General features: G+C 61.3%; 27 protein-coding genes. 20 read left to right on the top strand and 7 right to left on the bottom strand.

Annotated elements, in window-relative coordinates; translation table 11 throughout:
• Positions 1-73: 73 nt before the first annotated feature.
• The 20 genes from Q0908_RS07175 to cysE all read left to right on the top strand — a co-directional run bounded on the left by Q0908_RS07175 (position 74) and on the right by cysE (position 18,472).
• Complete coding sequence (locus Q0908_RS07175; RefSeq protein WP_299282281.1) at positions 74-454, top strand: VOC family protein; 381 nt, start codon at positions 74-76, stop codon at positions 452-454.
• A 220-nt stretch (positions 455-674) separates the two neighbouring features.
• Positions 675-1,934, top strand: coding sequence for a beta-ketoacyl-ACP synthase II (gene fabF, locus Q0908_RS07170; RefSeq protein ID WP_299282378.1), 1,260 nt, complete (start codon positions 675-677; stop codon positions 1,932-1,934).
• Entirely contained in the window at positions 1,934-3,100 is a 1,167-nt protein-coding gene (gene mltG, locus Q0908_RS07165) for an endolytic transglycosylase MltG (protein ID WP_299282278.1), read from the top strand. The genes fabF and mltG overlap by 1 nt, the downstream gene beginning before the upstream one ends.
• Positions 3,101-3,839: 739 nt before the next feature.
• On the top strand, positions 3,840-5,066 hold the full coding sequence (locus Q0908_RS07160) for a terminase family protein (protein ID WP_299282375.1): 1,227 nt from the start codon (positions 3,840-3,842) through the stop codon (positions 5,064-5,066).
• Positions 5,067-5,195: 129 nt separating this feature from the next.
• The gene (locus Q0908_RS07155; protein WP_299282275.1) at positions 5,196-6,383 is read left to right on the top strand and encodes a phage portal protein; all 1,188 of its coding nucleotides are present in this window, start codon (positions 5,196-5,198) and stop codon (positions 6,381-6,383) included.
• Positions 6,376-6,600: a hypothetical protein gene (locus Q0908_RS07150; RefSeq protein ID WP_299282273.1), complete on the top strand. Its 225-nt coding sequence runs from the start codon at positions 6,376-6,378 to the stop codon at positions 6,598-6,600. The genes Q0908_RS07155 and Q0908_RS07150 overlap by 8 nt, the downstream gene beginning before the upstream one ends.
• Positions 6,601-6,617: 17 nt before the next feature.
• Positions 6,618-7,181, top strand: coding sequence for an HK97 family phage prohead protease (locus Q0908_RS07145; RefSeq protein WP_299282269.1), 564 nt, complete (start codon positions 6,618-6,620; stop codon positions 7,179-7,181).
• 40 nt (positions 7,182-7,221) lie between these two features.
• A complete protein-coding gene (locus tag Q0908_RS07140) occupies positions 7,222-8,400 on the top strand; it encodes a phage major capsid protein (RefSeq protein ID WP_299282266.1) in 1,179 nt (392 codons plus the stop codon).
• A 165-nt stretch (positions 8,401-8,565) separates the two neighbouring features.
• Positions 8,566-9,159 carry a hypothetical protein gene (locus Q0908_RS07135; RefSeq protein WP_299282264.1) on the top strand — a complete coding sequence of 198 codons (594 nt, stop codon included), beginning with the start codon at positions 8,566-8,568 and terminating at the stop codon, positions 9,157-9,159.
• On the top strand, positions 9,156-9,494 hold the full coding sequence (locus Q0908_RS07130; RefSeq protein WP_299282262.1) for a head-tail adaptor protein: 339 nt from the start codon (positions 9,156-9,158) through the stop codon (positions 9,492-9,494). The genes Q0908_RS07135 and Q0908_RS07130 overlap by 4 nt, the downstream gene beginning before the upstream one ends.
• An 8-nt stretch (positions 9,495-9,502) precedes the next feature.
• Entirely contained in the window at positions 9,503-9,901 is a 399-nt protein-coding gene (locus Q0908_RS07125) for a DUF3168 domain-containing protein (RefSeq protein ID WP_366868840.1), read from the top strand.
• Positions 9,902-9,928: 27 nt separating this feature from the next.
• A complete protein-coding gene (locus Q0908_RS07120) occupies positions 9,929-10,342 on the top strand; it encodes a phage major tail protein, TP901-1 family (protein WP_299149684.1) in 414 nt (137 codons plus the stop codon).
• 2 nt (positions 10,343-10,344) lie between these two features.
• A complete protein-coding gene (locus Q0908_RS07115) occupies positions 10,345-10,662 on the top strand; it encodes a gene transfer agent family protein (protein ID WP_299282258.1) in 318 nt (105 codons plus the stop codon).
• Positions 10,659-10,874, top strand: coding sequence for a rcc01693 family protein (locus Q0908_RS07110; protein WP_299282257.1), 216 nt, complete (start codon positions 10,659-10,661; stop codon positions 10,872-10,874). The genes Q0908_RS07115 and Q0908_RS07110 overlap by 4 nt, the downstream gene beginning before the upstream one ends.
• The gene (locus Q0908_RS07105; RefSeq protein WP_299282256.1) at positions 10,871-11,536 is read left to right on the top strand and encodes a phage tail tape measure protein; all 666 of its coding nucleotides are present in this window, start codon (positions 10,871-10,873) and stop codon (positions 11,534-11,536) included. The genes Q0908_RS07110 and Q0908_RS07105 overlap by 4 nt, the downstream gene beginning before the upstream one ends.
• A gap of 21 nt (positions 11,537-11,557) precedes the next feature.
• On the top strand, positions 11,558-12,190 hold the full coding sequence (locus Q0908_RS07100) for a DUF2460 domain-containing protein (RefSeq protein WP_299282255.1): 633 nt from the start codon (positions 11,558-11,560) through the stop codon (positions 12,188-12,190).
• Complete coding sequence (locus Q0908_RS07095; RefSeq protein WP_299282254.1) at positions 12,190-13,077, top strand: DUF2163 domain-containing protein; 888 nt, start codon at positions 12,190-12,192, stop codon at positions 13,075-13,077. The genes Q0908_RS07100 and Q0908_RS07095 overlap by 1 nt, the downstream gene beginning before the upstream one ends.
• Complete coding sequence (locus tag Q0908_RS07090) at positions 13,074-13,523, top strand: NlpC/P60 family protein (protein WP_299282252.1); 450 nt, start codon at positions 13,074-13,076, stop codon at positions 13,521-13,523. The genes Q0908_RS07095 and Q0908_RS07090 overlap by 4 nt, the downstream gene beginning before the upstream one ends.
• On the top strand, positions 13,523-17,536 hold the full coding sequence (locus Q0908_RS07085) for a glycoside hydrolase/phage tail family protein (protein WP_299282250.1): 4,014 nt from the start codon (positions 13,523-13,525) through the stop codon (positions 17,534-17,536). The genes Q0908_RS07090 and Q0908_RS07085 overlap by 1 nt, the downstream gene beginning before the upstream one ends.
• A gap of 126 nt (positions 17,537-17,662) precedes the next feature.
• Entirely contained in the window at positions 17,663-18,472 is an 810-nt protein-coding gene (gene cysE / locus Q0908_RS07080) for a serine O-acetyltransferase (RefSeq protein ID WP_299282248.1), read from the top strand.
• Between the two features lie 70 nt (positions 18,473-18,542).
• Here cysE and Q0908_RS07075 read toward each other — a convergent pair whose 3' ends face one another.
• The 7 genes from Q0908_RS07075 to Q0908_RS07045 form a co-directional block, all read right to left on the bottom strand.
• The gene (locus tag Q0908_RS07075; protein ID WP_299282246.1) at positions 18,543-19,862 is read right to left on the bottom strand and encodes a pyruvate dehydrogenase complex dihydrolipoamide acetyltransferase; all 1,320 of its coding nucleotides are present in this window, start codon (positions 19,860-19,862) and stop codon (positions 18,543-18,545) included.
• A 12-nt stretch (positions 19,863-19,874) separates the two neighbouring features.
• Positions 19,875-21,257 (bottom strand): pyruvate dehydrogenase complex E1 component subunit beta, encoded by a 1,383-nt coding sequence (locus tag Q0908_RS07070; RefSeq protein ID WP_299282244.1) that lies wholly within the window; start codon positions 21,255-21,257, stop codon positions 19,875-19,877.
• Between the two features lies 1 nt (position 21,258).
• The gene (locus Q0908_RS07065; RefSeq protein ID WP_299282242.1) at positions 21,259-21,645 is read right to left on the bottom strand and encodes a VOC family protein; all 387 of its coding nucleotides are present in this window, start codon (positions 21,643-21,645) and stop codon (positions 21,259-21,261) included.
• Positions 21,645-22,661, bottom strand: coding sequence for a pyruvate dehydrogenase (acetyl-transferring) E1 component subunit alpha (gene pdhA, locus Q0908_RS07060; RefSeq protein ID WP_299282240.1), 1,017 nt, complete (start codon positions 22,659-22,661; stop codon positions 21,645-21,647). The genes Q0908_RS07065 and pdhA overlap by 1 nt, the downstream gene beginning before the upstream one ends.
• A gap of 128 nt (positions 22,662-22,789) precedes the next feature.
• A complete protein-coding gene (locus tag Q0908_RS07055) occupies positions 22,790-23,089 on the bottom strand; it encodes a septum formation initiator family protein (RefSeq protein ID WP_299149705.1) in 300 nt (99 codons plus the stop codon).
• 91 nt (positions 23,090-23,180) lie between these two features.
• A complete protein-coding gene (locus Q0908_RS07050; RefSeq protein ID WP_299282237.1) occupies positions 23,181-23,954 on the bottom strand; it encodes an SDR family oxidoreductase in 774 nt (257 codons plus the stop codon).
• Between the two features lie 72 nt (positions 23,955-24,026).
• Complete coding sequence (locus Q0908_RS07045) at positions 24,027-25,214, bottom strand: phosphoglycerate kinase (protein WP_299282235.1); 1,188 nt, start codon at positions 25,212-25,214, stop codon at positions 24,027-24,029.
• Positions 25,215-25,260: the final 46 nt, after the last annotated feature.

Below are 25,260 nucleotides of genomic sequence, written 5' to 3'. Positions count from 1 at the left end.
TTGAAGTGATGTTGACAAGTAGCTTAATGTCCATAAAGTATAGTTAATATATTTTAGTAAAAAAGGAAAGCCCATGTCTCTCATTTCGCCCGATGAAACCATGACCATTGCCCTGTCCGTCAAGGATCGCCATGCAAGTGCGGATTGGTACGGCAGCATGTTAGGTTTTGATCTTATTTATCATGCAGACGACGCAGGCTGGTCGGAACTTCGGACGAATACGACCGGCGTAACAATTGGCCTTGGTGAACACACCAAACCTGCACCGGGTAATTGCGTGCCTGTCTTTGGCATCGCCGACTTAGATGCTGCGAGACGGAAAATGGAGCAAGCCGAAATTAGATTTGATGGCGCGACTGATGTCGTCGAAGGTATGGTCAAAACGGCGACATTTTATGACCCCGACGGCAACGCACTCATGCTCGCAGAAGATCTGACGGGCGGAATGCAATAGTCCTGATGAGCAGCCCGTCAGAAAGCAGCACTTCCTAGCCCAGACACGATCAAGTAGTCTAGGCTCAAAACCTGGCCATTGCCGCAGGCGCGCATCTTGGCCACACATCCCTTTCTCTTCCGCTTTCTATGTCCAACACCGCCGATCCAACCGCGGGGCTTGAACAGCGGGTGGCGGGCGCGGTATGACCCGCCAACGAGAATGCGAAGGGGCAGGAATGATGCGTAGAGTCGTTGTGACGGGATTGGGTCTTGTGACGCCATTGGCCGATGGGGTCGAGGCCAGCTGGTCGCGCATCCTTGATGGTCAGTCGGGCGCTGGGCCGATCACGGGCTTTGATACCGAAGGTCTTGCCACCACCTATGCCTGCGAAGTGCCGTTGGGTGACGGCTCGGACGGGACGTTTAACGCCGACACCTATATGGAGCCCAAGGAACAGCGCAAGGTCGACACTTTCATCATGTTCGGTCTGGCTGCCGCGCAGCAGGCGGTTGAGGATTCCGGCTGGATGCCCGAAGGTCGCGAAGATCGTGAGCGCACGGGCGTTTTGATCGGCTCGGGCATTGGCGGTCTCAATTCCATCGCCAACACCGCCTTGCTGATGGAAGAGAAGGGCCCGCGTCGTGTCAGCCCATTCTTTGTGCCCGGTGCCCTGATCAACCTGATTTCGGGTCAGGTGAGCATCAAATATCAATTCAAGGGGCCGAACCATTCGGTTGTGACGGCCTGTTCGACCGGTGCCCACGCCATTGGCGACGCGGCCCGTCTGATCATGCTGGGCGATGCGGATGTGATGGTGGCCGGCGGTGCCGAGGCTGCGATCTGCAAGATCGGGATCGCGGGCTTTAACGCGTGCAAGGCGCTGTCGACCAAACGTGCAGACGATCCCAAAGCCGCGAGCCGCCCCTATGATGCGGACCGCGACGGGTTCGTCATGGGTGAGGGCGCGGGCATCGTGGTGCTAGAGGAATACGAACATGCCGTCGCACGCGGCGCCAAGATCTATGCCGAGGTGCTTGGCTATGGTCTGTCGGGTGATGCCTATCACATCACTGCGCCTTCCGAGGATGGTGAGGGCGGTGAGCGGTCGATGCGCGCGGCTCTGCGCAATGCGGGGCTGGAGCCCAAGGATATCGACTATATCAACGCGCATGGCACCTCGACCATGGCCGACACCATCGAGTTAGGTGCGGTGGAGCGGATGTTGGGGGATCATGCGGGCAACATCACGATGTCTTCGACCAAATCCGCGACCGGGCATTTGCTGGGCGCTGCCGGTGCGATCGAGGCGATTTTTTCGATCCTCGCGATCCGTGATCAGGTTTGTCCGCCGACCATCAACCTCGACAACCCGGCGGTGGAGACGCCCGTTGATCTTGCCCCCAATGCCAAGCGGGAGCGTAAAGTGAATGTGGCCTTGTCCAACAGCTTTGGCTTTGGCGGGACCAATGCGAGCGTGATCTTTGGGAAGGTCGGCTGATGTGGCGCGGCATCGCCTCTAATGCGCTGACGTTTTTGATTGTTGGCCTGTTTCTTGCAGGCGGCGTCATTCTGTGGGGGCGTGGGCAATATGAAGGGCCGGGGCCGCTGGCGGATGCAATCTGTTTGCAGGTCGAGCGTGGCACCAACTTTCGCCGGGTGAGCCGCAACCTTGAGGAAGAAGGCGCTGTGAGCAGTGCTTCGATCTTTCGGGTGGGTGCGGATTATCAGGGCAAGACCAACCAGTTGAAGGCGGGCAGCTATCTGGTGGAACCGGGCGCGTCGATGGAAGAGATCGTTGATGTGGTCACCCGTGGCGGCGCGAGCACCTGCGGCACCGAGATAGTATACCGCATCGGTGTGAACCGGTTAAGCGCGCAGGTGCGCGAGTTGGATCCGGCCGACAATCGTTTTGTCGAACGGGTGGCGTTCGAGCCTGGTGTGGAGGACACGCCCGAGATCTATACGGAGAAACGGGCCGCGCAGGACACGCGTTATCGCGTGGCGATGGCCGAAGGGGTCACGAGCTGGCAGGTGGTCGATGCCTTGCGCAACATGGATGTGCTGGAAGGCGATGTGCCCGAGGTGCCCCCGGAAGGTGCCCTGGCCCCCGACAGCTATGAGGTGCGCCCCGGTGATGATCGCAACGCGATCCTTGCGCAGATGGCCGAACGGCAGGAGGAGATCGTTGCCGAAGCCTGGCAGTCGCGCGATCCGGATCTGCCGCTGGAGAGCCCGGAGGATTTGCTGACGCTGGCCTCGATCATCGAGAAGGAGACGGGTGTCGCCGAAGAACGCGAGCAGGTGGCGAGCGTGTTCATCAACCGGCTGAACCGCGGGATGCGCCTGCAGACGGACCCGACCGTCATTTATGGTGTGACCAAGGGGCAGGGTGTCTTGGGTCGTGGCCTGCGTCGGTCCGAGCTGCGTGAGGCGACGCCGTGGAACACCTATGTGATCGAAGGGCTGCCGCCGACCCCGATTGCGAACCCCGGGCGCGCGAGCCTGATGGCGGCGGGGCAGCCGGAGGACACGAACTATGTGTTCTTTGTTGCCGATGGCACGGGCGGCCACGCGTTTGCCGAGACGCTGGACGAGCACAACCGCAATGTGGCGCGCTGGCGTGAGATCGAGGCGGAGCGGGCCAATGAAACGGATGGCGGGTAGGGCGCAGGACACCTGCGCCTTACGTAGCGAAACGGTGTGGGTGTAAGGCGGAGGTGTCCTCCGCCCGCGTGACGCTGAAAGACACGCGTGAGTTGTTTCGTGACATCAGTGGCTTACCCGCAGGTTAACCCGACATTAACCCGGAATGTAGGAATTTATTAATCATACCGTACGCTTAGCGGGCGCGTCGCCCCATCAAACCACTTGACTCTGCGAACGGTTGCACGTATAACTTGTGACAAGCTAGGAAAAGTGGGTCAGCGACCGTCGGAGCAATCCGGGGTCGCTTTTTCATTTTGCTCGTGCGGGGACTTAACCCAACGCATGAGAGGTTATGCACATATGACACTAATCACCCCGGAGCTTGAAGAAGCTCGCGTCGAGGAGCTGTTTTCCTCGGTGCAGGATTCGGTGCGCCATTTGCGTCACGAATTCGAAGCCCTCAGAGAAAGGGTCGCACAGGGGGAGGACGTCAAAGCCGCAGAAATCAAATCCAAGATCTCGGAGATGAATTCTGTCATGATCAATTGCCAGAAGCTGGAGGTATCGCTTGCTGACATCCGACAAAAGCAAAGCCGGATCGCGCAAGGGGGCTATGCTATCGACCTCGACCGCGCCCGCGCTGACATACGGTGCGCGCTTGCTCGCATCCGCCCCTGTTGCGGTGCAGGAGCAGTTTCTGAATGAGTTGGACGAGGGCGCCCTGGGCGCCCTCCCTTTTCTGTTCGAGTTCTGGGCGCTGGATCACCAGCTGCCACCTGAGGGCGACTGGCGTACATGGGTCATTATGGGGGGGCGTGGTGCGGGCAAGACCCGCGCCGGGGCCGAGTGGGTCCGTTCGAAGGTTGAGGGGCCGACACCGTTTGATCATGGCACGGCCCGTCGCGTGGCTTTGGTCGGTGAGACCATTGAGCAGGTCCGCGAAGTGATGATTTTTGGCGAGAGCGGTATTCTCGCCTGCTCGCCCCCGGACCGTCGCCCGACCTGGGTTGCGGGGCGCAAGCGTCTTGAGTGGCCCAACGGGGCCGTGGCGACTGTCCATACCGCCTTTGACCCCGAAGGCTTGCGGGGCCCGCAATTCGATGCGGCTTGGGTTGATGAGTTGGCCAAGTGGAAGAAGGGTCGCGAGACATGGGATATGTTGCAGTTCGCGTTGCGGCTGGGCGACGATCCGCGGGTGTGTGTGACGACCACGCCGCGCAATGTCGGCGTTTTGAAGGATCTGCTGCAGATGCCCTCGACCGTGACGACCCATGCAGCGACGGAGGCCAATGCGGCCAACCTGGCGGCCTCGTTTCTGGAGGAGGTGCGGGCCCGCTATCATGGCACCCGGCTGGGCCGTCAGGAGTTGGACGGGGTGTTGTTGAGCGATGCGGAAGGTGCGCTCTGGACGACCGAGATGCTGGAAGCTTGTCATCGCAGGGAGGTGGCCGGGTTTGATCGCATTGTTGTCGGGTTGGACCCGGCGGTGACCAGCGGGTCGTCGGCGGACGAATGCGGGATTGTTGTGGTGGGAGCCCATATGCAGGGCTCGCCGCAGGATTGGACCGCGCACGTGATTGCGGATGTGTCCGTGCAGGGCGCGCGCCCCTCGGAGTGGGCGCGCGCTGCTGTGGGGGCTGTGGATCAGTTTCAGGCGGATCGGCTGGTCGCTGAGGTCAACCAGGGCGGTCAGATGGTGGGCGAGGTGGTCCGTCAGATTGATCCGCTGGTGCCCTACCGCGCGGTCCATGCGACGCGGGGCAAGGTGGCGCGGGCGGAGCCCGTGGCTGCGTTGTACGAACAGGGCCGTGTGACCCACGCGCCGGATCTGGGGGCGCTCGAGGATCAGATGGTGGCGATGACGCGGCGTGGGTTTGTCGGTTCTGGCTCGCCCGACCGAGTGGATGCGCTGGTGTGGGCGTTCCATGAGTTGATGATTGACCCGGCGCGGGAATATCGCAGGCCAGGGGTGCGCGGGTTGTAGGCGACCCGCCGGGGCGCGCGATTTATTTGGCGAAATGAAGCAAGGGCGGCGCTGGCAACAGCGCACGCCCTTTTTTGTTGGACGCAAGGCGGTGGCTTTGTGGGGAACACGTGAAGGAGACCATGAAACATGGTGTTTGATTTCTTTCGGAGCCGCGCTGTGGCGGATGTACCAGAGCAGAAGGCAAGTGCCACGGGCAAGGTTGTGGCCTGGCAAACGGGCGGCCGGGTGGCCTGGAGCCCGCGCGATGCGGTGTCGCTGACCCGGTCGGGGTTTTCGGGCAATCCGGTGGGGTTTCGGTCGGTCAAGCTGATCGCGGAAGCCGCTGCCGCATTGCCCTTGGTGTTGCAGGATGCCGAGCGGCGGTTTGAGGCGCATCCTTTGCTCGCCCTGATCAAGCGCCCCAATCCGGGACAGGGCCGGGCGGAGTTGCTGGAGGCGCTGTTTGCGCAGCTTTTGTTGTCGGGCAACGCCTATGTCGAGGCCGTCGCGGGCGAGAGTGGTCCACCGCTGGAATTACATGTGCTGCGCTCGGATCGGATGTCGGTGGTTCCGGGGGCGGATGGTTGGCCTGTCGCCTATGACTACGCGGTGGGCGGCAAGACACATCGGTTTGACGCGTCAGGGCCGATCAGCCCGATTTGTCATATCAAGTCGTTTCATCCGCAGGACGATCATTACGGCTTTTCGCCGATGCAGGCGGCGGCCATGGCGCTGGATGTCCATACCGCAGCGTCGCGCTGGTCGAAGTCGTTGCTGGATAATGCGGCGCGCCCATCGGGGGCCATTGTGTATCGGGGCCAAGAGGGTCAGTCGCAGTTGAGCAACGATCAATACGACCGCCTTGTGTCGGAGATCGAGACCAATCACTCGGGCGCGCGCAATGCGGGCCGTCCGATGTTGCTGGAGGGTGGTCTGGATTGGAAGCCGATGGGCTTTTCGCCCTCGGATATGGAATTTCAGAAGACGAAGGAAGCGGCGGCGCGCGAGATTGCTCTGGCCTTTGGCGTGCCCCCGATGTTGCTGGGGATTCAAGGGGACGCCACCTATGCCAACTATCAGGAGGCGAACCGAGCGTTTTATCGGTTGACGGTTTTGCCGCTGGCGACGCGAGTGGCGGCGGGGCTTGCCGATTGGCTTGGGGCCCATACGGGCGAGGATTTGATCCTGACCCCGGATCTGGATCAGGTGTCGGCCTTGTCCGCTGAGCGGGATGCCCAGTGGGCCCGCGTGTCGGGTGCCGATTTCCTGAGTGCCGCTGAAAAGCGCCGGATGCTGGGCTTGCCCGCGCTGGCCGAGGAGGGCGCGGATGGATGACACAACATTTGAGCGATTTGCCTGTGCGCCAGGTTTGCGCCTTGAGGCCCATGAGCGGCTGACGGCGGTGCATTTCGACAACCTATGCAAGCGTCTGGATCGTCTTGAGGAGCTGATGGAGCGGCTGGAAAAGCGGCTGTGGCTCACCGTTTACGGGGTGGTCGCAGCGGTGCTGGCCACCGGGTTCCAATCCATCATGGCGGCCATCCCACACTAAATCTGAGGAGAGTAGAGATGCAGGCGGAGACCGGTCTTGAGACAAAATTCGCGCGCTTTGGTGAAGGGATCAAAGTGCAGGACGATCATGTGATTGAGGGCTATGCCAGTCTGTTTGGTGCCTGCGATCAGGGCGGAGATGTGGTCAGTGCGGGGGCCTATGCCGCTTCGCTTGGCGCGATCAAGGCAGAGGGGCGGCGCGTCAAGATGCTGTGGCAGCATGATCCTGCCTGTCCCATTGGCGTGTGGGACGAGGTGCGTGAGGATGCCAAGGGTCTGTGGGTCAAGGGCCGGTTGCTGCCCGAGGTGGCCAAGGGCCGGGAGGCGCTGGAACTGATTGCGGCGGGCGCCATTGACGGGCTGTCTATCGGCTATCGTACCGTCAAATCGACAAAGAACACCAAGGGCCAGCGGCTCTTGACCGAACTGGAGCTTTGGGAGGTGTCGCTTGTCACTTTCCCGATGCTGCCCAGTGCGCGCGTGGCGGCCAAGGCCGACGAGGTGGTCCTGGATCACGATGCCATGCTGCGCGACATGGCGGAGGCCCTTTGGCTTGCCCGCGAAAGCTTGGCACAGCGCTGAGGCGCGGGGCCGTTAACGACCACAAATCAAGGACATGCTGATGAGCAAGACCGAGATCAAGGCTCGGGCCGGGGAAGGTTTGTCCCCCGTCCAGGATGTTGCGGAGGCCATGATGGGTTTCGTGATGGAAATCAAAGGCTTCAAGGCCGACATTCAAACCAAACTTCAACAAACGGAAGAGCGACTGACCATGCTGGATCGGAAAAATATGACTGCGGCGCGCACCCCTTTGGCTGGTGCCGTCGATCTTGGCGCGCCTCATCAGAAGGCGTTCAATGCCTATCTGCGTGCGGGTGATGATGATGGCCTGCGTGGCCTTGAGCTGGATGGCAAATCCCTGTCCACGGCTGTGAATTCCGATGGTGGCTATCTTGTCGATCCGCAGACCTCGGACACGGTGAAGTCGGCGCTGAATGCGACCGCCTCCATCCGCTCGATCGCCTCTGTGGTGAATGTCGAGGCGACATCCTACGATGTGCTGGTCGATCACGGTGACATCGGCACGGGCTGGGCCACGGAAACGGCCAACCTGACCGAGACCGACACCCCGCAGATCGACCGCATCACCATCCCGCTGCACGAGCTGTCGGCCTTGCCCAAGGCGTCGCAGCGTCTGCTGGATGATGCCGCATTCGATATCGAAGGCTGGCTTGCGGGTCGCATTGCCGACAAGTTCTCGCGTGCCGAGGCTGCGTCCTTTGTGACGGGTGACGGTATCGACAAGCCCAAGGGCTTTTTGGCCCACACATCCGTCGACAATGACGTCTGGACCTGGGGCAACCTTGGCTATGTGCCCACGGGTGCGGATGGCGATGTGACGGCCGAAGCGATCATCGACGTGGTCTATGCGCTTGGTGCCGAGTACCGCGCAAATGCGACGTTCGTGATGAACTCAAAGACGGCCGGTCTGGTGCGCAAGCTCAAGGACAATGACGGTCGCTTCTTGTGGACGGACGGTCTGGCGGCGGGTCAGCCTGCGGTTCTGATGGGCTATCCCGTTCTGATCGCCGAGGACATGCCTGATGCCACGACCGGCGCTGATGCCATCGCCTTTGGTGATTTCGCCGCCGGTTATACCGTGGCCGAGCGCCCTGATCTGCGCGTGCTGCGTGATCCCTTCAGCGCCAAGCCTCACGTGCTGTTCTATGCCACCAAGCGCGTGGGCGGTGACGTGAGCGACTTTGCGGCCATCAAGCTGCTGAAATTCGCGACTGCCTAAGGGCAAGAGCGGATCATCGGGGAGGGGCGAGCGCCTTTCCCCGGTGCCGGGTGCGCGCTGGAAGTGCGCCGTGTTGTCTAGCTGCTCCCCTCCGTCCGAGCAATGCGGACTGGCGCGCGCCCGGACCAACGGGAAGAGGGGCCATAAGTCGTGTGGAGATGTTCCATGATGTTGATCGAAGAAACCACGGTGCCCGATGCGGCGCTGCCGGTTGAGGAATTCAAGGCGCATCTGCGTCTGGGCAGCGGGTTCGGCAATGACAGCGTGCAAGACGCTGTTTTGACGGGCTTTCTGCGGGCGGCTGTGGCCGCTATTGAGGCGCGCACGAACAAGGTGCTGATCGAGCGTGATTTCAAGCTGTCGGTGAATGACTGGCAGTCGGGCGACGCGCAACCTTTGCCGGTGGCTCCGGTGCAGGCCCTGACGGGGTTGAGCCTTGTGGATCGTGCCGGTGTTGAGACGCCCGTCGATGGTGCGGTGTACTGGCTTGAACGCGACGCCCATCGCCCGCGTGTGCGCGCTGTTGGTGCGGCCTTGCCCGGTATCCCCGCCGCGGGTCATGTGGATGTCACTTTTCGCGCGGGGTTTGCCCCTGCATTAAGCGGCGCGCCCGTTGATCTGGTGCAGGCTGTCATGTTGCTGGCCGCCCACTATTACGAATTCCGCCACGAGACCACGCTGAGCGAGGGCTGCATGCCCTTTGGCGTGACCAGCCTGATTGAGCGCTACAAGGTGTTTCGCCTGGGCGGTGCGCGATGAGCGTGCCGCGCCTGAACTGGCGCCTGACGCTTGAGGCACCTGCCCATGCCCCGGACGGGGCAGGGGGATTTGCCGAGGTCTGGACCGCGCTTGGCGTGGTGTGGGCCGATCTGACCGCTCGGACTGGCCGCGAGACGTTTCGCGGTGGTGCTGCGGTGTCGCGCGTGCCGTTTTCGATCATCGTGCGGGCCGCGCCTGTGGGGCATCCTGAGCGTCCGGTGCCGAACCAGCGTTTTCGCGACGGCAACCGGGTGTTTCACATCCGGTCCGTGGCCGAGCGCGACCCTGAGGGCCGCTATCTGGTGTGTACGGCGGATGAGCAGGTGGTCGTATGAGCTATGCCATGTCTGCTGCCCTTCAGTCGGCTGTCTTCGCCGCGCTGAGCGCTGATCCGGCGGTTGTCGCCTCGGTTGGCAGCGCCGTCTATGACGCGCTGCCCAGTGGGGCCTTGCCGTCGATCTATGTCAGCCTCGGCCCCGAAACGGTGTTTGAACAGGACGACAACACCGGACGCGGGGCGACCAATCGTTTCATCGTATCCGTCGTCACCGATGTGCCCGGCTTTTACGCGGCCAAGGTTGCTGCGGGTGCTGTTTGTGACGCGTTGCACGAGGTGGATCTGCCCCTGACACGGGGTCGGCTTGTGTCGTTACGCTTTGATCGTGCCCGCGCCCTCAAGATCGACAACGGCGCGCGTCGCCGGATCGATCTGACGTTCCGAGCGCGGACTGAAGAAACCTAAATCCTTACTATTGAACGGAGAATACCTATGGGTGCTCAGAACGGAAAAGACCTGTTGATCAAGGTCGACATGACCTCGGATGGACAGTTTGAGACGATTGCGGGCCTGCGCGCTACGCGGGTCAGCTTCAACGCTGAGACTGTTGATGTGACCAGCCTCGAAAGCCAGGGCGGGTGGCGGGAGCTGCTGTCGGGTGCGGGCGTGCGCTCGGCCAACATCTCGGGCTCGGGTGTGTTCAAGGATGAGGGCACGGACGAGCGGGCGCGCCAGATCTTTTTCGACGGTGAGACCCCGAATTTTCAGGTGATCATCCCCGATTTCGGCATTGTCGAAGGCCCGTTTCAGGTGTCGGCGCTGGAATACAGCGGCAGCCACAATGGCGAGGCGACCTATGAGGTCACCATGGCTTCGGCGGGCGCGCTTGCGTTCACTGCGATCTGAGCATGGTCAATCCTTGGAGGGGAGAGGTCGCGCTGGTGGTCAACGGTGAGCCTTGCGTGATGCGCCTGACCCTTGGGGCCCTTGCCGGGCTTGAGGTGGCGTTGGCTGAGCCGTCGATGATTGCGCTGGTTGAGCGGTTCGAACAGAGCCGTTTTTCGAGCGCCGATGTGCTGGCCCTGCTCAAGGCCGGATTGACCGGAGCGGGGTTTAAGGACGCAGCCCAAGCCCTTGATCATGCTGAGATTGAGGGTGGGCCGATGACTGCAGCCCGTGCGGCGGCGGAATTGATCGCCCGCACATTTGTGGTGCCTGAGCCATGAGAGCGGGCCTCGACTGGCCCGCCTTGATGCGGGCCGGAATGCAGGGGTTGCGCCTGACACCGGATGCGTTCTGGGCGCTGACCCCTGCCGAGTTGCAAGTGATGCTGGGCGATCCCGCGGCCTCTGCGCCGCTGCTGAGCAAGGGTTTGGACGCGCTAATGGCCGCCTGGCCTGACAGCACCGACACGACACCGGAAGGGGGTCAGACATGAGTGATTACAGAGACGAGATCGAGGAGCTGGAGGACCAGACAGACGGGTTGCGCCAGACCCTTGATGCGACCTCGACCATGGTGACGGGTTTTGACAGTGAATTGCGCCGGATGCGTGAGAGCCTCGCGGCGACGGGAATGGACGTAGCGACCCTCGAAAAGGGCATGTCGCGCGGGCTGCGCAAGGCCTTTGACGGTTTGGTCTTTGATGGGTTGAGCCTGTCTAGCGCGCTCGAGACCGTTGGCAATTCGATGATCAACGCGACCTATAATGCTTCGATCAAGCCGGTCACCAATCATGTCGGTGGTTTGCTGTCTTCCGGCGTGAACAGCCTCGTGGGCGGTTTACTGCCTTTTGCTGACGGGGCCCCGTTCAGTCAGGGCCGGGTGATGCCGTTTGCCACTGGTGGCATTGTCAGTTCGGCCACGCCCTTTGGGATGCGTGGTGGCATGGGCGTGATGGGCGAGGCGGGGCCGGAGGCCATCATGCCGCTGGCCCGTGGCCCGGATGGCAAGTTGGGCGTGCGTGGGGGCGGCGGGGCCGGTTCCCCCACAGTGGTGATGAACATCACAACGCCGGACGTGCAGGGCTTTGCCCGTTCGCAAAACCAGATTGCAGCACAAATGAACCGCGCCCTGGGGCGCGCCAATCGCAATCGCTAAGACGTTAGGGGAGCTAACAACATGCAATTTCACGAGGTTCGATTTCCGGCATCGCTGAGCTTTGGGTCCGTCGGTGGCCCTGAGCGGCGCACTGAAGTGGTCACGCTCGCCAACGGTTTTGAGGAGCGCAACACGCCCTGGGCGCATTCGCGTCGCCGCTACGATGCGGGACTTGGCATGCGCTCGCTGGACGATATCGAGACGCTGATCGCCTTTTTCGAGGCGCGCCGCGGCCAGATGTACGGGTTTCGCTGGAAAGATTGGTCGGATTACAAATCCGGCGTGTCCAGTGCCGAACCGTTGTTTGATGATCAGATCATAGCGGTGGGCGATGGTGAGACGCTGTCGTTCTCACTTATCAAGACCTATCAGTCCGGTCCTCACAGCTATGCCCGCCCCGTCACCAAGCCTGTGCTTGGCACCGTGCGTGTGGGTGTCGCTGCGGATGAGATGCAGGAGGGTGTGGATTACACGCTGGATATCAACACAGGTCTAATCACCTTTGCCCATGCGCCCGAACAGGATGTGGATGTGACTGCCGGGTTCGAGTTTGACGTGCCTGTCCGCTTTGATACGGACCAGATCCAGACCTCCGTTGCCAGCTTTCAGGCGGGCAGTGTGCCTAATGTACCCGTGGTTGAGGTGCGGGTCTGATGGCGGGGCAAAGCAAAGAGTTTCTGGATCATGCGGCCCAAGGGCTGACGACGTTGTGTCGTGCGTGGGCCATCACGCGCGTGGATGGTACGAATTATGGGTTCACCGATCATGACGGCAATCTCGAATTTGACGGGATTACGTTTCGTGCTGACACCGGGTTGACCGCATCCGCCTTGGCCCAAAGCACGGGCTTGAGCGTTGACAATACCGAGGCGCTTGGCGCGCTGTCGGATGCCGCCATCCGCGAGGACGACATTGAAGCGGGCCGCTTTGACAGTGCCGAAGTGCGTGCGTGGTTGGTCAATTGGGCGGACCCGGATGTGCGTTGGTTGCAGTTTCGCGGCACCATTGGTGAGATCCGCCGCTCGGGCGGTGCGTTTCATGCTGAATTGCGCGGTCTGACGGAGGCGTTGAACCGTCCTTTGGGCCGCATCTATCAAAAGCCTTGCACGGCTGTTCTGGGTGATCGCGCGTGCGGCTTTGACGTGTCCGCGCCGGGTTACCGGTTCGAAGGTCCTGTTGATCGTGTGCGTGACGGGCGTGTGTTTGAATGGGCTGCCCTGAATGGGTTTGAGCCCAATTGGTTCACGCGCGGGCGTTTGGATGTCCTGGACGGTGCCGCCGCTGGCCTATGGGGCATGATCAAGCGCGATACGTTTGTGGACGGTGTACGCCAGGTCGAGCTGTGGGAGCCTATTCGCGGTTTGATCGCGGATGGCTCGTCCATGCGCCTGACGGCAGGGTGCGACAAGCGGTTTGATACCTGTCGTTTGAAGTTCAACAACCTGCTCAATTTTCAGGGCTTTCCCGATTTGCCAAGTGATGACTGGGTCATGGCCTATCCCACGAGTGGTGGCACGAACAGTGGGGGGAGCCTGCGATGAACGTGCGTGTTGATCAGATCATCACAGAGGCCCGCACGTGGGTCGGAACGCCCTATGTCCATCAGATGGCGGCCAAGGGGGCCGGATGCGACTGTCTGGGCCTGGTGCGCGGTGTGTGGCGCGACGTCTTTGGTGCGGAGCCTGAACGTCCACCGGCCTATTCGATGGATTGGTCCGAGCCGCAGGGGGAAGAGCGCCTTTGGGCGGCGGCCTTGCGTCATTTGCGCGCCAAGCCGCTGGATGCTCCGGCGGTGGGCGACGTGGTGCTGTTTCGCATGCGTGCGGACGCGGTTGCCAAACATCTTGGCATTCAATCGGCCACCGGACCCGATGCCCGGTTCATCCATGCCTATAACGGGCACGGCGTTGTCGAAAGCCCGATGAGTGTGCCGTGGGCGCGCCGGATCGTGGCCCGCTTTGAGTTCCCATTTGAGGAGACCTGCTGATGGCTACTGTTGTTCTTTCGGCTGCCGGGGCGGCCATTGGCGGCTCGATCGGTGGCTCTGTCCTTGGCCTGTCGTCGGTTGCCATCGGTCGGGCCGTGGGTGCCACATTGGGGCGCGTCATTGATCAGCGCCAAAGCGGGACCGACCAGCGTGTCAGTGGGCAGGGTGCGGAGATTGTCGAGACCGGCAAGGTCGACCGGCTGCGCCTGACCAATTCGGGTGAGGGGGCGGCGATTGCGCAGCTTTATGGTCGCATGCGTATGGGTGGGCATGTGATCTGGGCGTCAGATTTTCTTGAGACTGTGACCGTTACCGGCGGCGGTGGCGGTGGAGGCGGTGGCGGTACGGGCGGTGGCGGAGGTAAAGGGGGCGGCGGTGGCGGTACGCCTGCGCCCAGCACTCCCGCAACGCCCATCACCCGCGAATACCACTACTCGGTCAGTTTGGCTCTTGCCGTGTGCGAAGGTGAGATCAGCCGCATCGGTCGGGTCTGGGCGGACGGTGATGAGATATCGCCCTATGACCTTAACATGCGCGTTTATACCGGCACGGCTGATCAGTTGCCCGATCCGCTGATTGAAGCGACCGAGGGGCAGGGTCTCGTCCCGGCATATCGCGGCACGGCCTATGTCGTCATTGAAAACTTGGCCCTGCAGACCTATGGCAATCGGGTTCCGCAGTTTTCCTTTGAGGTGATCCGGCCTGAACAGGTTGACCAGGAGGGCGCTGACGAAGAAATCACCCGCGCTGTGCGTGCGGTCGCGTTGATGCCGGGGACCGGGGAATATGCTCTTGCGACCCGCGCGGTGAATTACATCAACGCCAGAAAAGGGCGCTGGAGCGCCAATGTGAACACGCCTGCGGGCCGGTCCGATTTTTCGGTGTCGCTGGATGCGTTGCAGGACGAGTTGCCCAATTGCGAGGCCGCCTCCCTGATCGTGTCCTGGTTTGGCAGTGACTTGCGGTGCGGATCCTGCACCGTCAAGCCGAAGGTCGAGCGTAAGGACGTTGAGGGCGAAAAGTTTTCGTGGCGCGCTGGTGGCATAAACCGGTCCGCTGCGGAGCGGATTGCGCTGCTGGATGGTCGCCCCGTCTATGGGGGCACGCCTGCGGATGGCGCGGTGATCGAAGCCATTCGCGGCATGCGCGCCGCCGGTCAGGCGGTCATGTTCTATCCGTTTATTTTGATGGACCAGATGGAAGGCAACACGTTGCCTGATCCCTACAACGACACCACTGGCCAGCCGCATCTGCCATGGCGCGGCCGCATCACGCTGTCCAAAGCCCCTGGCGTTGCCGGTTCGCCCGATGGCACGGCGGTTGCGGACGCAGAAGTGGACGCCTTTTTCGGCACGGTGACGGCCTCGGATTTCAGCGTTGGATCGAGTGTTCAGTACACTGGACCGGCCAATGAGTGGTCGCTGTCGCGCTTCATTCTGCACTATGCGGCCTTGTGCCGGGCTGCGGGCGGCGTGGATTCATTCTGTATAGGCTCGGAGATGCGTGGCCTGACCCAAATCCGGGGTGCGGGGAACGTGTTTGTGGCTGTCGAAAGGCTCCGCCAGCTGGCGGCTCAGGCGCGTGCACTGCTGGGTCCCGACACCAAGATCAGCTACGCCGCTGACTGGACTGAATATTTCGGTTTTCAGCCGCAGGACGGGACCGGAGATCGGTATTTTAATCTGGACCCGCTTTGGGCAGACGCCAACATCGATTTCGTAGGGATCGACAATTACATGCCGCTGTCGGATTGGCGCGACGGCGTTGAGCATGTGGATGCGGAGTGGGACAGCATCTACAACCTCGACTATCTGCGCGCGAATGTGGCGGGCGGTGAGGGGTATGACTGGTTCTATCATTCAGAGGAGGCCAGTGCCGCGCAAATCCGCACACCGATCACGGATGATGCATATGGTGAGCCGTGGATCTGGCGCTTTAAAGACATTCGCAATTGGTGGTCCAATGCGCACCACAATCGCGTTGGCGGTATGCGGGAGGATTTACCCACTGACTGGGTGCCTGGGTCCAAGCCGGTCTGGTTCACCGAAATGGGATGCGCTGCAATTGATAAGGGCACGAACCAGCCCAACAAGTTTCTGGATCAGAAATCGTCCGAGAGCAGCTTGCCCAAATATTCGAGCGGTGCGCGTGACGATCTGATCCAAAAGCAGTATCTGCGCGCCATGCACAGCTATTGGGGGGACGTCGCCAATAATCCGATCTCGGAAGTCTATGACGCACCGATGGTGAATATGTCGCGCGCGTTCGTTTGGGCCTGGGATACGCGCCCCTATCCGTTCTTTCCCAACAATGTCGAGCAATGGTCCGATGGCGACAACTACACGCGGGGCCATTGGATCAACGGGCGCACATCATCGCGTAGCCTGGCGTCTGTGGTTGGTGAGATCTGTGATCGGGCGGGGCTGTCCGATTATGACACAACCCGCCTTTATGGTTATGTGCGTGGATATGTGATCGACGACGTGTCGGATGCACGTAGTGCCTTGCAGCCCCTGATGCTGCAAAATGCCTTTGACGCGGTCGAGCGGGACGGTGTGCTGAAGTTCATTTCGCGGACCGGCGAGGACGAGGTCGCTTTGGCCCCCGAGCAATTGGCGATCCATTCCGACCTTGAGGGGCGGCTTGAGCAGTCGCGTGAGTCCAACGCCGAATTGGCGGGCCGCGTGCGGTTACGGTTTGTGCAAACGGACGGGAATTTCGACATTCTGTCGGAGGAGGCTGTTCTTCCGGATGATGCGACCCATTCGGTATCGACAAGCGAATTGCCGATGGCCCTGACCCGTGCGGAGGGTCGGCAGATCACTGAAAGGTGGCTGTCAGAGTCCCGCATCTCTCGCGAGTCCGTGCGTTTGGCGTTGCCGCCTTCATTGATTGGTGTCGGCGTGGGGGATATCATTGAGGTGGCCGCCGATCAGGCTGAAGGGCCGGGCAAGTACCGTGTGGATCGCGTCGAACAGGGTGCGATGCAGTTGATCGAAGCTGTCCGAATTGAGCGCGAGGTCTATCAGCCGTCCGACCTGTCGGACGAGTTGGCAACCGTGAAGGAGTTTATCCCGCCCGTACCGCTCACATCCGTGTTTCTCGATTTGCCGTTAATGACGGGTGACGAGGTGGAACATGCCCCGCATGTCGCGGTGACGGGAACCCCGTGGCCCGGAAGCGTGGCGATTTATCAATCACCGACCGACTCCGGCTTTGCCTTGAATTCGGTTGTCGCGGCGCGCGCCATCGTCGGCTTTACGCAGACCCCGCTGGTCGCTGCAAAACCCGGTGTGATTGATCGTGGCGATGCGCTTGAGGTTACGGTGTTGAATGGAACCCTTTCTTCGGTGTCGGATGCCGCGCTGCTGAATGGTGCAAATCTGATCGCGGTTGGGGATGGGACCCCGAACAACTGGGAACTGATGCAGTTTCGTGATGCTGAACTGATCGCACCGGGCCAATACCTGCTGAGCCACCGGTTGCGCGGCCAGTTGGGGTCGGATGCGACGACGGCAGATGTTTGGCCGACAGGGTCCTGGGTCGTTGTGATGAATGGTTTGCCGTCGCAGATCAGCCTCAAACGGAACTTGCGCCGGGTGTCGCAGACCTTCCGCATCGGCCCGGCCCGCAGGCCCTATGATGATCCGTCTTATGAGGAATGCGTGCACGCCTTTGACGGAAACGGGTTGCGCCCCTATCGCCCCGTCTATCTCCGGGCGTTTGCCGATGGTGCTGATCTTTCGGTGCAGTGGATACGGCGCACACGGCTTGATGGTGATGATTGGGAATTGCCGGATGTACCGCTGGCCGAAGAAGGGGAAGCCTATACCGTGCGCGTCATGCAAGGCGCGCAAGCGTTGCGGGAAGAGGTCGTCAACTCGGCGGCTTGGACCTATACTGCGGCCATGCAATCGTCTGATGGTCTAAGCGGGTCCTATCAGATTGTTGTTGCTCAAAATTCGGCGCGATATGGCCCAGGCCCGTTTCAATCGATTGATCTGGTTGCATAAACACGCTTTTGGGTCATTGGGTTTCTTTATCATGAATCCATCGCGAACCGCGATTATGTCAATCACAGGTTTGCGTTTGGCGAATGGACCTTATGTAAGGTAAGTAGCCACCCGAGAGGACATATCATGGCTGATCTGAGAACGAACATCGCAGCGATTGATCCGATCTGGGATCAAATCACCGAAGAGGCCCGTCAGGCGGTTTCGGACGAGCCGTTGATTGGTGGCTTTGTTCATGCCTGTATTTTGCATCACAAATCGGTGGAAAAGGCGCTGTCATACCGGATCGCGGCCAAGCTGGCGTCCAACGAGATGTCGATGGTCGTGGTGCGTGAGATTGTCGAGGAGGCTTATCAGAAGTCGCCTGCTTTGGTTGAAGCGGCGCGCGCTGATCTGGTCGCCGTCTATGAGCGCGATCCGGCCTGCCACCGCCTTGTGCAGCCTATTCTGTACTTCAAGGGATATCAGGCGATGCAGGCCTACCGCGTCGGCCACTTCCTTTGGAGTGAAGGCCATCATGATCTGGCCTATTTCTTCCAGATGCGTGTGTCGGAGATTTTTGGGGTCGATATTCACCCTGCGGCCAAGATCGGCAAAGGCATCATGATCGACCACGCCCATTCCATCGTCATCGGTGAGACGGCCGTGGTGGGCGACAATGTGTCAATGCTGCATTCGGTGACGCTTGGCGGGACCGGCAAGGAAGAAGAGGACCGCCATCCCAAGATTGGCGATGGTGTGCTGATCGGGGCGGGGGCCAAAATTTTGGGCAACATCCGCATCGGGAATTGCAGCCGGATCGCGGCGGGCTCCGTGGTGCTGGAAGAGGTGCCGCCTTGTAAGACGGTTGCTGGAATTCCGGCGCGGATCGTGGGCGAAGCGGGGTGTGATCAGCCGGCGGTGTCGATGAACCATATGCTCGGCAAGGATCAATAGAGCGCGCAGACAATCTGAATTAAAAAGGCCGGAGCACACGCTCCGGCCTTTTTTGGTTTGATGGGTCAGCTCAGGCCAACATGGCGAGCGGGTTCTCGAGGTTCTCGACAATCGCGTTCAACAGTTGCGCACCGAGTGCCCCGTCAATGACCCGGTGATCGACCGAGAGCGTGACGGACATCACCGTTGCCGCTGTCAACTCGCCGTCCTTGCCGACGATGGGTTTCTTGACCCCCGCACCAACAGCCAGAATCGCGCCGTGGGGCGGGTTGATCACGGCGTCGAAGTTGTCGATGCCGAACATGCCGAGGTTCGAGATCGCGAAGCTGCCGCCCTGATATTCGTGCGGTGCGAGCTTGCGGTCGCGAGCACGGCTGGCGAGGTCTTTCATCTCGGCAGACAGTGTGGATAGCGACTTCTGGTGCGCGTCCTGAAGCACGGGCGTGAACAGCCCGCCTTCGATGGCGACGGCGACGGCGACGTCCGAGGGAGTCAGTTTCAGCACCTTGTCTCCGGCCCATACGGCGTTCGCCTCCGGCACGGCTTGCAGCGCCAGCGCGCAGGCCTTGATGATGAAGTCGTTGACCGAGAGTTTGACCCCCCGATCCGCCAGTTGCCCGTTGAGCGTGCCCCGGAATTCCAGCAGCGCGTCCAGCTTGATATCGCGGCGCAGATAGAAGTGCGGGACGGTTTGCTTGGCTTCGGTGAGGCGCGCGGCGATGGTCTTGCGCATTCCGTCGAGCTTGACCTCTTCGTAGTCGCGCCCTTGGTACATCTTGGCGATGGCATCCGAGGAAGAACCAGAAGGTGCCGCAGCGGATGCGGTGGGTGCAGAGGCGGCGGGTTTGTCTGCGGGTTTGCTTTCGGCGTTTTCGACATCTGCCTTCACAATGCGACCGTGGGGGCCGGAGCCTTTGATATCAGAGAGGTCCAGACCCTTTTGCGACGCGATGCGCCGGGCGAGGGGCGAGGCGAAGATGCGTTTGCCATCGCTGCCTGTGGAGGCTGCGGGGGCAGGGGAGGCATCGGTCGCACCCCGACCATGACCTTCGGCGGGTTCGGTGGCCTCGGACGCTTCGGCAGGGGCAGCGCTTGAGGACGCGTCGGCCTTGGGCGCTGAGGTTTCGCCAATATCATCGGCGCTTTCGCCCTCTTCAAGCAGCACTGCGATAGGGGTGTTCACCTTGACCCCTTCGGAGCCTTCGGCCACGAGGATCTTGCCCACGACCCCTTCGTCCACGGCTTCGAATTCCATCGTGGCCTTGTCGGTTTCGATCTCGGCGAGCAGGTCACCGGACGCCACCGTATCCCCCTCTTTCACCAGCCATTTCGCAAGCGTGCCTTCCTCCATCGTCGGAGACAGCGCGGGCATGAGAATTTCTGTCGGCATGTCTGCGGCTCCTTACCGGTAGGTGACTTGTTTGACGGCGTCGATGACCTCTTGGGTGGTCAGCAGCGCGTGCTTTTCGAGGTTGGCGGCATAGGGCATCGGGACGTCCTTGCCGGTGCAGTTGATGACCGGCGCGTCGAGATAATCAAACGCCTCCTGCATGATGACCGAGCTGATGTAGTTGCCAACGGAGCCTTGCGGCCAGCCTTCTTCGACTGTCACGCAACGGTTGGTTTTCATGACAGATTTCAGGATTGCGCCGGTGTCCATCGGGCGCAGGGTGCGCAGGTCGATGACCTCGGCGTTGATGCCATCCTCGGCCAGCTTTTCAGCCGCTTCGAGCGCGTACTGCATCCCGATCCCGAAGGAGACGATGGTGACATCATCGCCCTCGCGCCAGATGCGCGCCTTGCCGAACGGCACCGTGTAATCCTCCAGATCCGGCACGTCGAAGGTGCGCCCGTAGAGGATCTCGTTTTCGAGGAAGATGACCGGGTTCGGATCGCGGATCGCTGTCTTCATCAACCCCTTATAGTCGGAGGCCGCATAGGGCATCGCGACCTTGAGACCGGGAATCTGCATGTACCAGGCGGCATAGTCCTGAGAGTGCTGCGCACCAACGCGGGCCGCCGCACCGTTGGGGCCGCGGAAGACCATGGGCGCGCCCATTTGGCCGCCCGACATATAAAGCGTCTTGGCCGCAGAGTTGATGATGTGGTCAATGGCCTGCATCGCGAAGTTGAAGGTCATGAACTCGACGATGGGGCGCAGACCGCCAAAGGCCGCGCCGACCCCGATCCCGGCAAAGCCGTGTTCGGTGATGGGGGTGTCTATCACGCGCTTGTCGCCAAATTCATCCAGCATCCCTTGGGAGATTTTGTAGGCACCCTGGTACTCGGCCACCTCTTCCCCCATCAGGAACACTGTGTCGTCCTTGCGCATTTCCTCGGCCATACCGTCGCGCAACGCTTCGCGCACCGTCTGCTGCTTCATCGCGGTGCCTTCCGGCCAGTCGGGGCTGGTGTCGACCTGAGGCTGTGTCGGGGGCGTGTCGGGGGTGGAGCCGGTGTCGGGCGCTGCGGCCTTGCCTTCGCTGTCATTCAGCGCGGCGGGGGCCGGGGCGCTTGACGTTTTGATGTCGTCGGCACTTTCGCCTTCTTCGATCAGCACGGCGATGGGGGTGTTCACCTTGACGCCCTCAGTACCTTCCTCGATCAGGATCTTGCCGACAATGCCTTCATCCACGGCTTCGAATTCCATCGTGGCCTTGTCGGTTTCAATCTCGGCCATGATGTCGCCGGACGAGACGGTGTCGCCTTCCTTGACGAGCCATTTGGCGAGCGTGCCTTCCTCCATCGTGGGGGACAGGGCGGGCATGAGAATTTCGGTGGCCATATCAGGTGCTCTCTGCTGGTGTGATCATTCCGACGACATTGCCTTGGCCGTCTTCGACATAGGCGCAGCGCCCGATGCCGGGGAAGTCTTGGGGGGGCATGGCTTCGGCGCCGCCATTGGCCAGTGCCCATTGATAGCGTTCGTCGCAATCGGCGACTGCGAACGTCATGGTGCCGCCGCGGATGGGGCCGCCACTTGAGGCCGGGCCGTCCATGCGGCGCATCAGACCGGCTGTCACGCCCTTGTCCATACCGATGTCGCGGCCTTCGATCAGGACGTAGTCCATATCCTCACCACCCGGCATCGCGGAAAACTCCCACGAAAACAGCCCCTTGTAGAAGGTCTTGGCGGCGGACACATCATCTGCATGTATCTCGAAATGCGGCATCAGGCGGTTTCCTCCTGTGGCACTTCGTCGGCATAGATGTCAGTCCACAGCTCTTCGGGCGCTGGCTCGGGGCTTTCCTTCGCGAACTCGGCGGAGGCGTTCACGATCTCCTTGATTTCCTTGTCAATGGCCTTGAGGTCATCCTCGCTGGCGTGTTTGCCCGTCAGCAGCATGGAGCGCACAGCCTCGATCGGGTCGCGTTCGTCGCGCATTTTCTGGACCTCTTCGCGGGTGCGGTACTTGGCCGGGTCCGACATGGAGTGGCCGCGATAGCGGTAGGTCTTGATCTCAAGAATGTAGGGGCCCTTGCCCGCGCGGCAGTGTTCGACCGCCTTTTGACCGGCTTCCTTGACGGCCAGCACATCCATGCCGTCCACCTCTTCGCCCGGGATGCCATAGGCGGCACCGCGTTCCCAATAGCTGGGGGATTTTGTGGAGCGTTTGGTGGAGGTGCCCATGGCGTATTGGTTGTTTTCGATCACGAATACGACCGGCAGCATCCACAACTCCGCCATGTTGTAGGATTCATAAACCTGGCCCTGGTTCGCCGCCCCGTCGCCGAAATAGGTGAAGGTGACGTTGTCATTGCCCTTGTACATGTCCGAAAAGGCAAGGCCCGCGCCAAGTGGCACCTGAGCGGCTACGATGCCGTGGCCCCCATAAAAGTGCTTTTCTTTGGAGAACATGTGCATCGAGCCGCCCTTGCCCTTGGAATAGCCGCCCTCGCGGCCTGTCAACTCGGCCATGACGCCTTTGGGGTCCATGCCACAGGCGAGCATGTGCCCGTGATCTCGATAGGACGTGATGCGCTTGTCGCCTTCCTTGGCGGCCGCCTCAAGGCCGACAACCACCGCCTCTTGTCCGATATAGAGGTGACAAAAACCGCCGATAAGCCCCATCCCGTAAAGCTGCCCCGCCTTTTCCTCAAAGCGGCGGATCAAAAGCATGTCGCGGTAAAAGGTCTTTAACTCCTCCGCTGACACGTTCGGTTTTTTAGCGGCTTTGCGTGCGGCCATAGGGGGCGTCCTCCTCGAAAACGGGATAGTTTAGCGTTAAACTATTCTTTATAGGATTCGGTTCCGCCACGCGAGTGTCAATCTGCCGCAACGGCAACTTGGGCAGGTTTCCGACTGAAAACGAGGGGTTAGCGGATCACGATCTCGTCGCTGCGCAACATGCCAAGGATGCTGCGGGCCTGCTCGTCCAGCAGATCAAGATCAAGGTAGTCGTCCGACAGCCGCTTGGTCAGGTTCTCCATCCGCGCGACATCGGCCTGCACACGCATCAACTGGTCCGACAGCGCGCGCGCCTCGGCGTCGATCTCGGCCCGGCGGAACAACCCGTAATCTCCTTGCACGGCGGCAAAGGTGAAATAGGTCCCCAAGGCGAAGGCCACGGCGAAAAAGATGAATGTGCCCAATGCGGGCCGTGCGGTGCGGGTCATGCTGGTCTGCCTGTCATGCCGCCTCTGACGGGCGACTGAAGACAGTATGGCACAGGTGATTCGCCGTGTGAATCCCTTTTGTTACAAGGGCCTAATGTTTTCCCATGATTTCTGCGGCAAATCGCGTTGTCAGCGCGCGCGGTGAAACGCGGGGCAAAAACGCGAACACTTTGTTCATCGCGCCGGGCACCACGATCCGTTTGCCGATGCGCGCCTCGAGCCATCCCAGTTCCGCAACGTCGGAGGCTTTCATGGGCTTGGCCAGTTTCAGCAGGCGTACCCCGGACATGTCCGCCTCCTCAAAGAAGTTGGTCGCCGTCGCGCCAGGGCAGAGGGCGGTGATCGTCACGTTCGTGCCGCGCAACTCTTCGGCGACCGCTTCGGAGAGGGACAGTACATAGGCTTTGGTGGCGTGGTAGACAGCCATGTGCGGCCCCGGCGTGAACCCGGCAACCGAGGCCACGTTCAGCACGCGCCCCTTGGGCAGAGCCTGCATGTGCGGGATCGCCAGCTTCATCAGTCGCGTGAGCGCCAGCATGTTGACGTTGATCGAGCTTAACTCACGCTCCCAACCCTGACCGGCATCAAAGGGGCCGTTATAGCCAAGCCCTGCATTGTTCACGAGCACATCAATCTCGCGCCCATCCGTGGCTTCGGCCCACAGACGGTCCACTTCGGCCATGTCCGACAGATCGGCGGGGATTACGACCACCTCGACACCAGCAGTGCGCGCGTCGCTCGCGACCCTTTCCAGCTTGTCCTTGGAGCGTGCGGCAAGGATCAGGTTGCGTCCTTCCTTGGCGGCGATATGTGCGAACTCAACGCCCAGCCCTTCGGATGCGCCTGTGATCAGTGTCCATGCCATGCTGTATGCTCCCATCAGATGCCTGACGCTCTATATGGGGCCGCTTTTCGCTATTCCAACCGATTTGGCCGCTTATGACATCAGGGCCGCGACGCCGGGCAATTCCTTGCCTTCCATCCACTCCAGAAACGCGCCGCCCGCGGTCGAGATGTAGGTGAAATCATCCGCCACACCCGCCTGGTTAAGCGCTGCGACCGTGTCACCGCCCCCCGCAACCGTGATCAGCTCGCCCGATGCGGTGAGGGCCGCAGCGGCCTTGGCGGTCGCAACGGTGGCAGTGTCAAAGGGCGCGATCTCGAAAGCACCAAGGGGGCCGTTCCAGATCAGAGTTTTGAGATTTGCGAAAGCGTCCGCGATGGCTGTGGCCGAAGCGTCACCTGCGTCCAGCACCATTTGATCACTCTCCAGCACCGTATCGCCATTCAGCGCGATCACCTCATGCGCCGCACCCGCCTTGAACTCCCGCGCGACCCGCCCATCGGTGGGCAGGATCACGGTGCAGCCCGCATCGCTGGCCGCATCCATGATCGCGCGCGCCGTGTCATGCAGGTCCGCTTCTTGCAGAGAGGCCCCCATCTGAGCGCCTTGTGCGGCCAGAAAGGTGTTGGCCATGCCCCCACCAATCACCAGCACGTCGATCTTTTTGACGAGGTTCTGTAACAAGTCCAGCTTCGTCGAGACCTTGGCCCCGCCCACGACTGCACCCACAGGGCGCTTGGGATTGGACAAGGCCGCCTCAAGCGCCTGCAACTCGGCAGCCATCAGACGCCCCGCACATGCGGGGAGCAGGTGCGCGACCCCCGTGGTCGAGGCGTGCGCGCGGTGGGCGGCGGAAAACGCATCGTTGCAGAACACATCCCCAAGCGTCGCCAGAAAGCCCGCCATTTGTGGATCGTTCGCTTCTTCCATCGAGGTAAAGCGCGTATTTTCGACCAGGATCACCGCGTCGCTGGCCTGGGCATCGATCCATTCCCGCGAGGGGCGCTCCACAAAGGTCACGGGGCAGCCGAACGCCGCCTCAAGGGCAGGGACCAGCGGCCTGAGGGACATCTCGGGAACAAACTGGCCCTTGGGCCGGCCAAAGTGGGCCAACAGCACCGGGCTGCCCCCCTTGGCGCGGATATCTGTCACGGTGGGCACGATCCGTTCGATCCGGGTGGCGTCGGTGACTTGGCCATCCTCCATCGGCACGTTGATGTCGACGCGCGTGAGCACCCGCTTGCCGCCCAGATCCATATCGTCCAGCGTTTTCCAGCCCATCGCCCGTGCTCCTTTATGCGTGATATCGCCCCCTGCATCGCCTCAA

It is taken from the genome of uncultured Tateyamaria sp., assembly GCF_947494755.1.
Classification (GTDB): domain Bacteria; phylum Pseudomonadota; class Alphaproteobacteria; order Rhodobacterales; family Rhodobacteraceae; genus Tateyamaria.
Note: the sequence above shows the minus strand (reverse complement) of the source record. Positions and strands in the feature narration are given on the sequence as shown.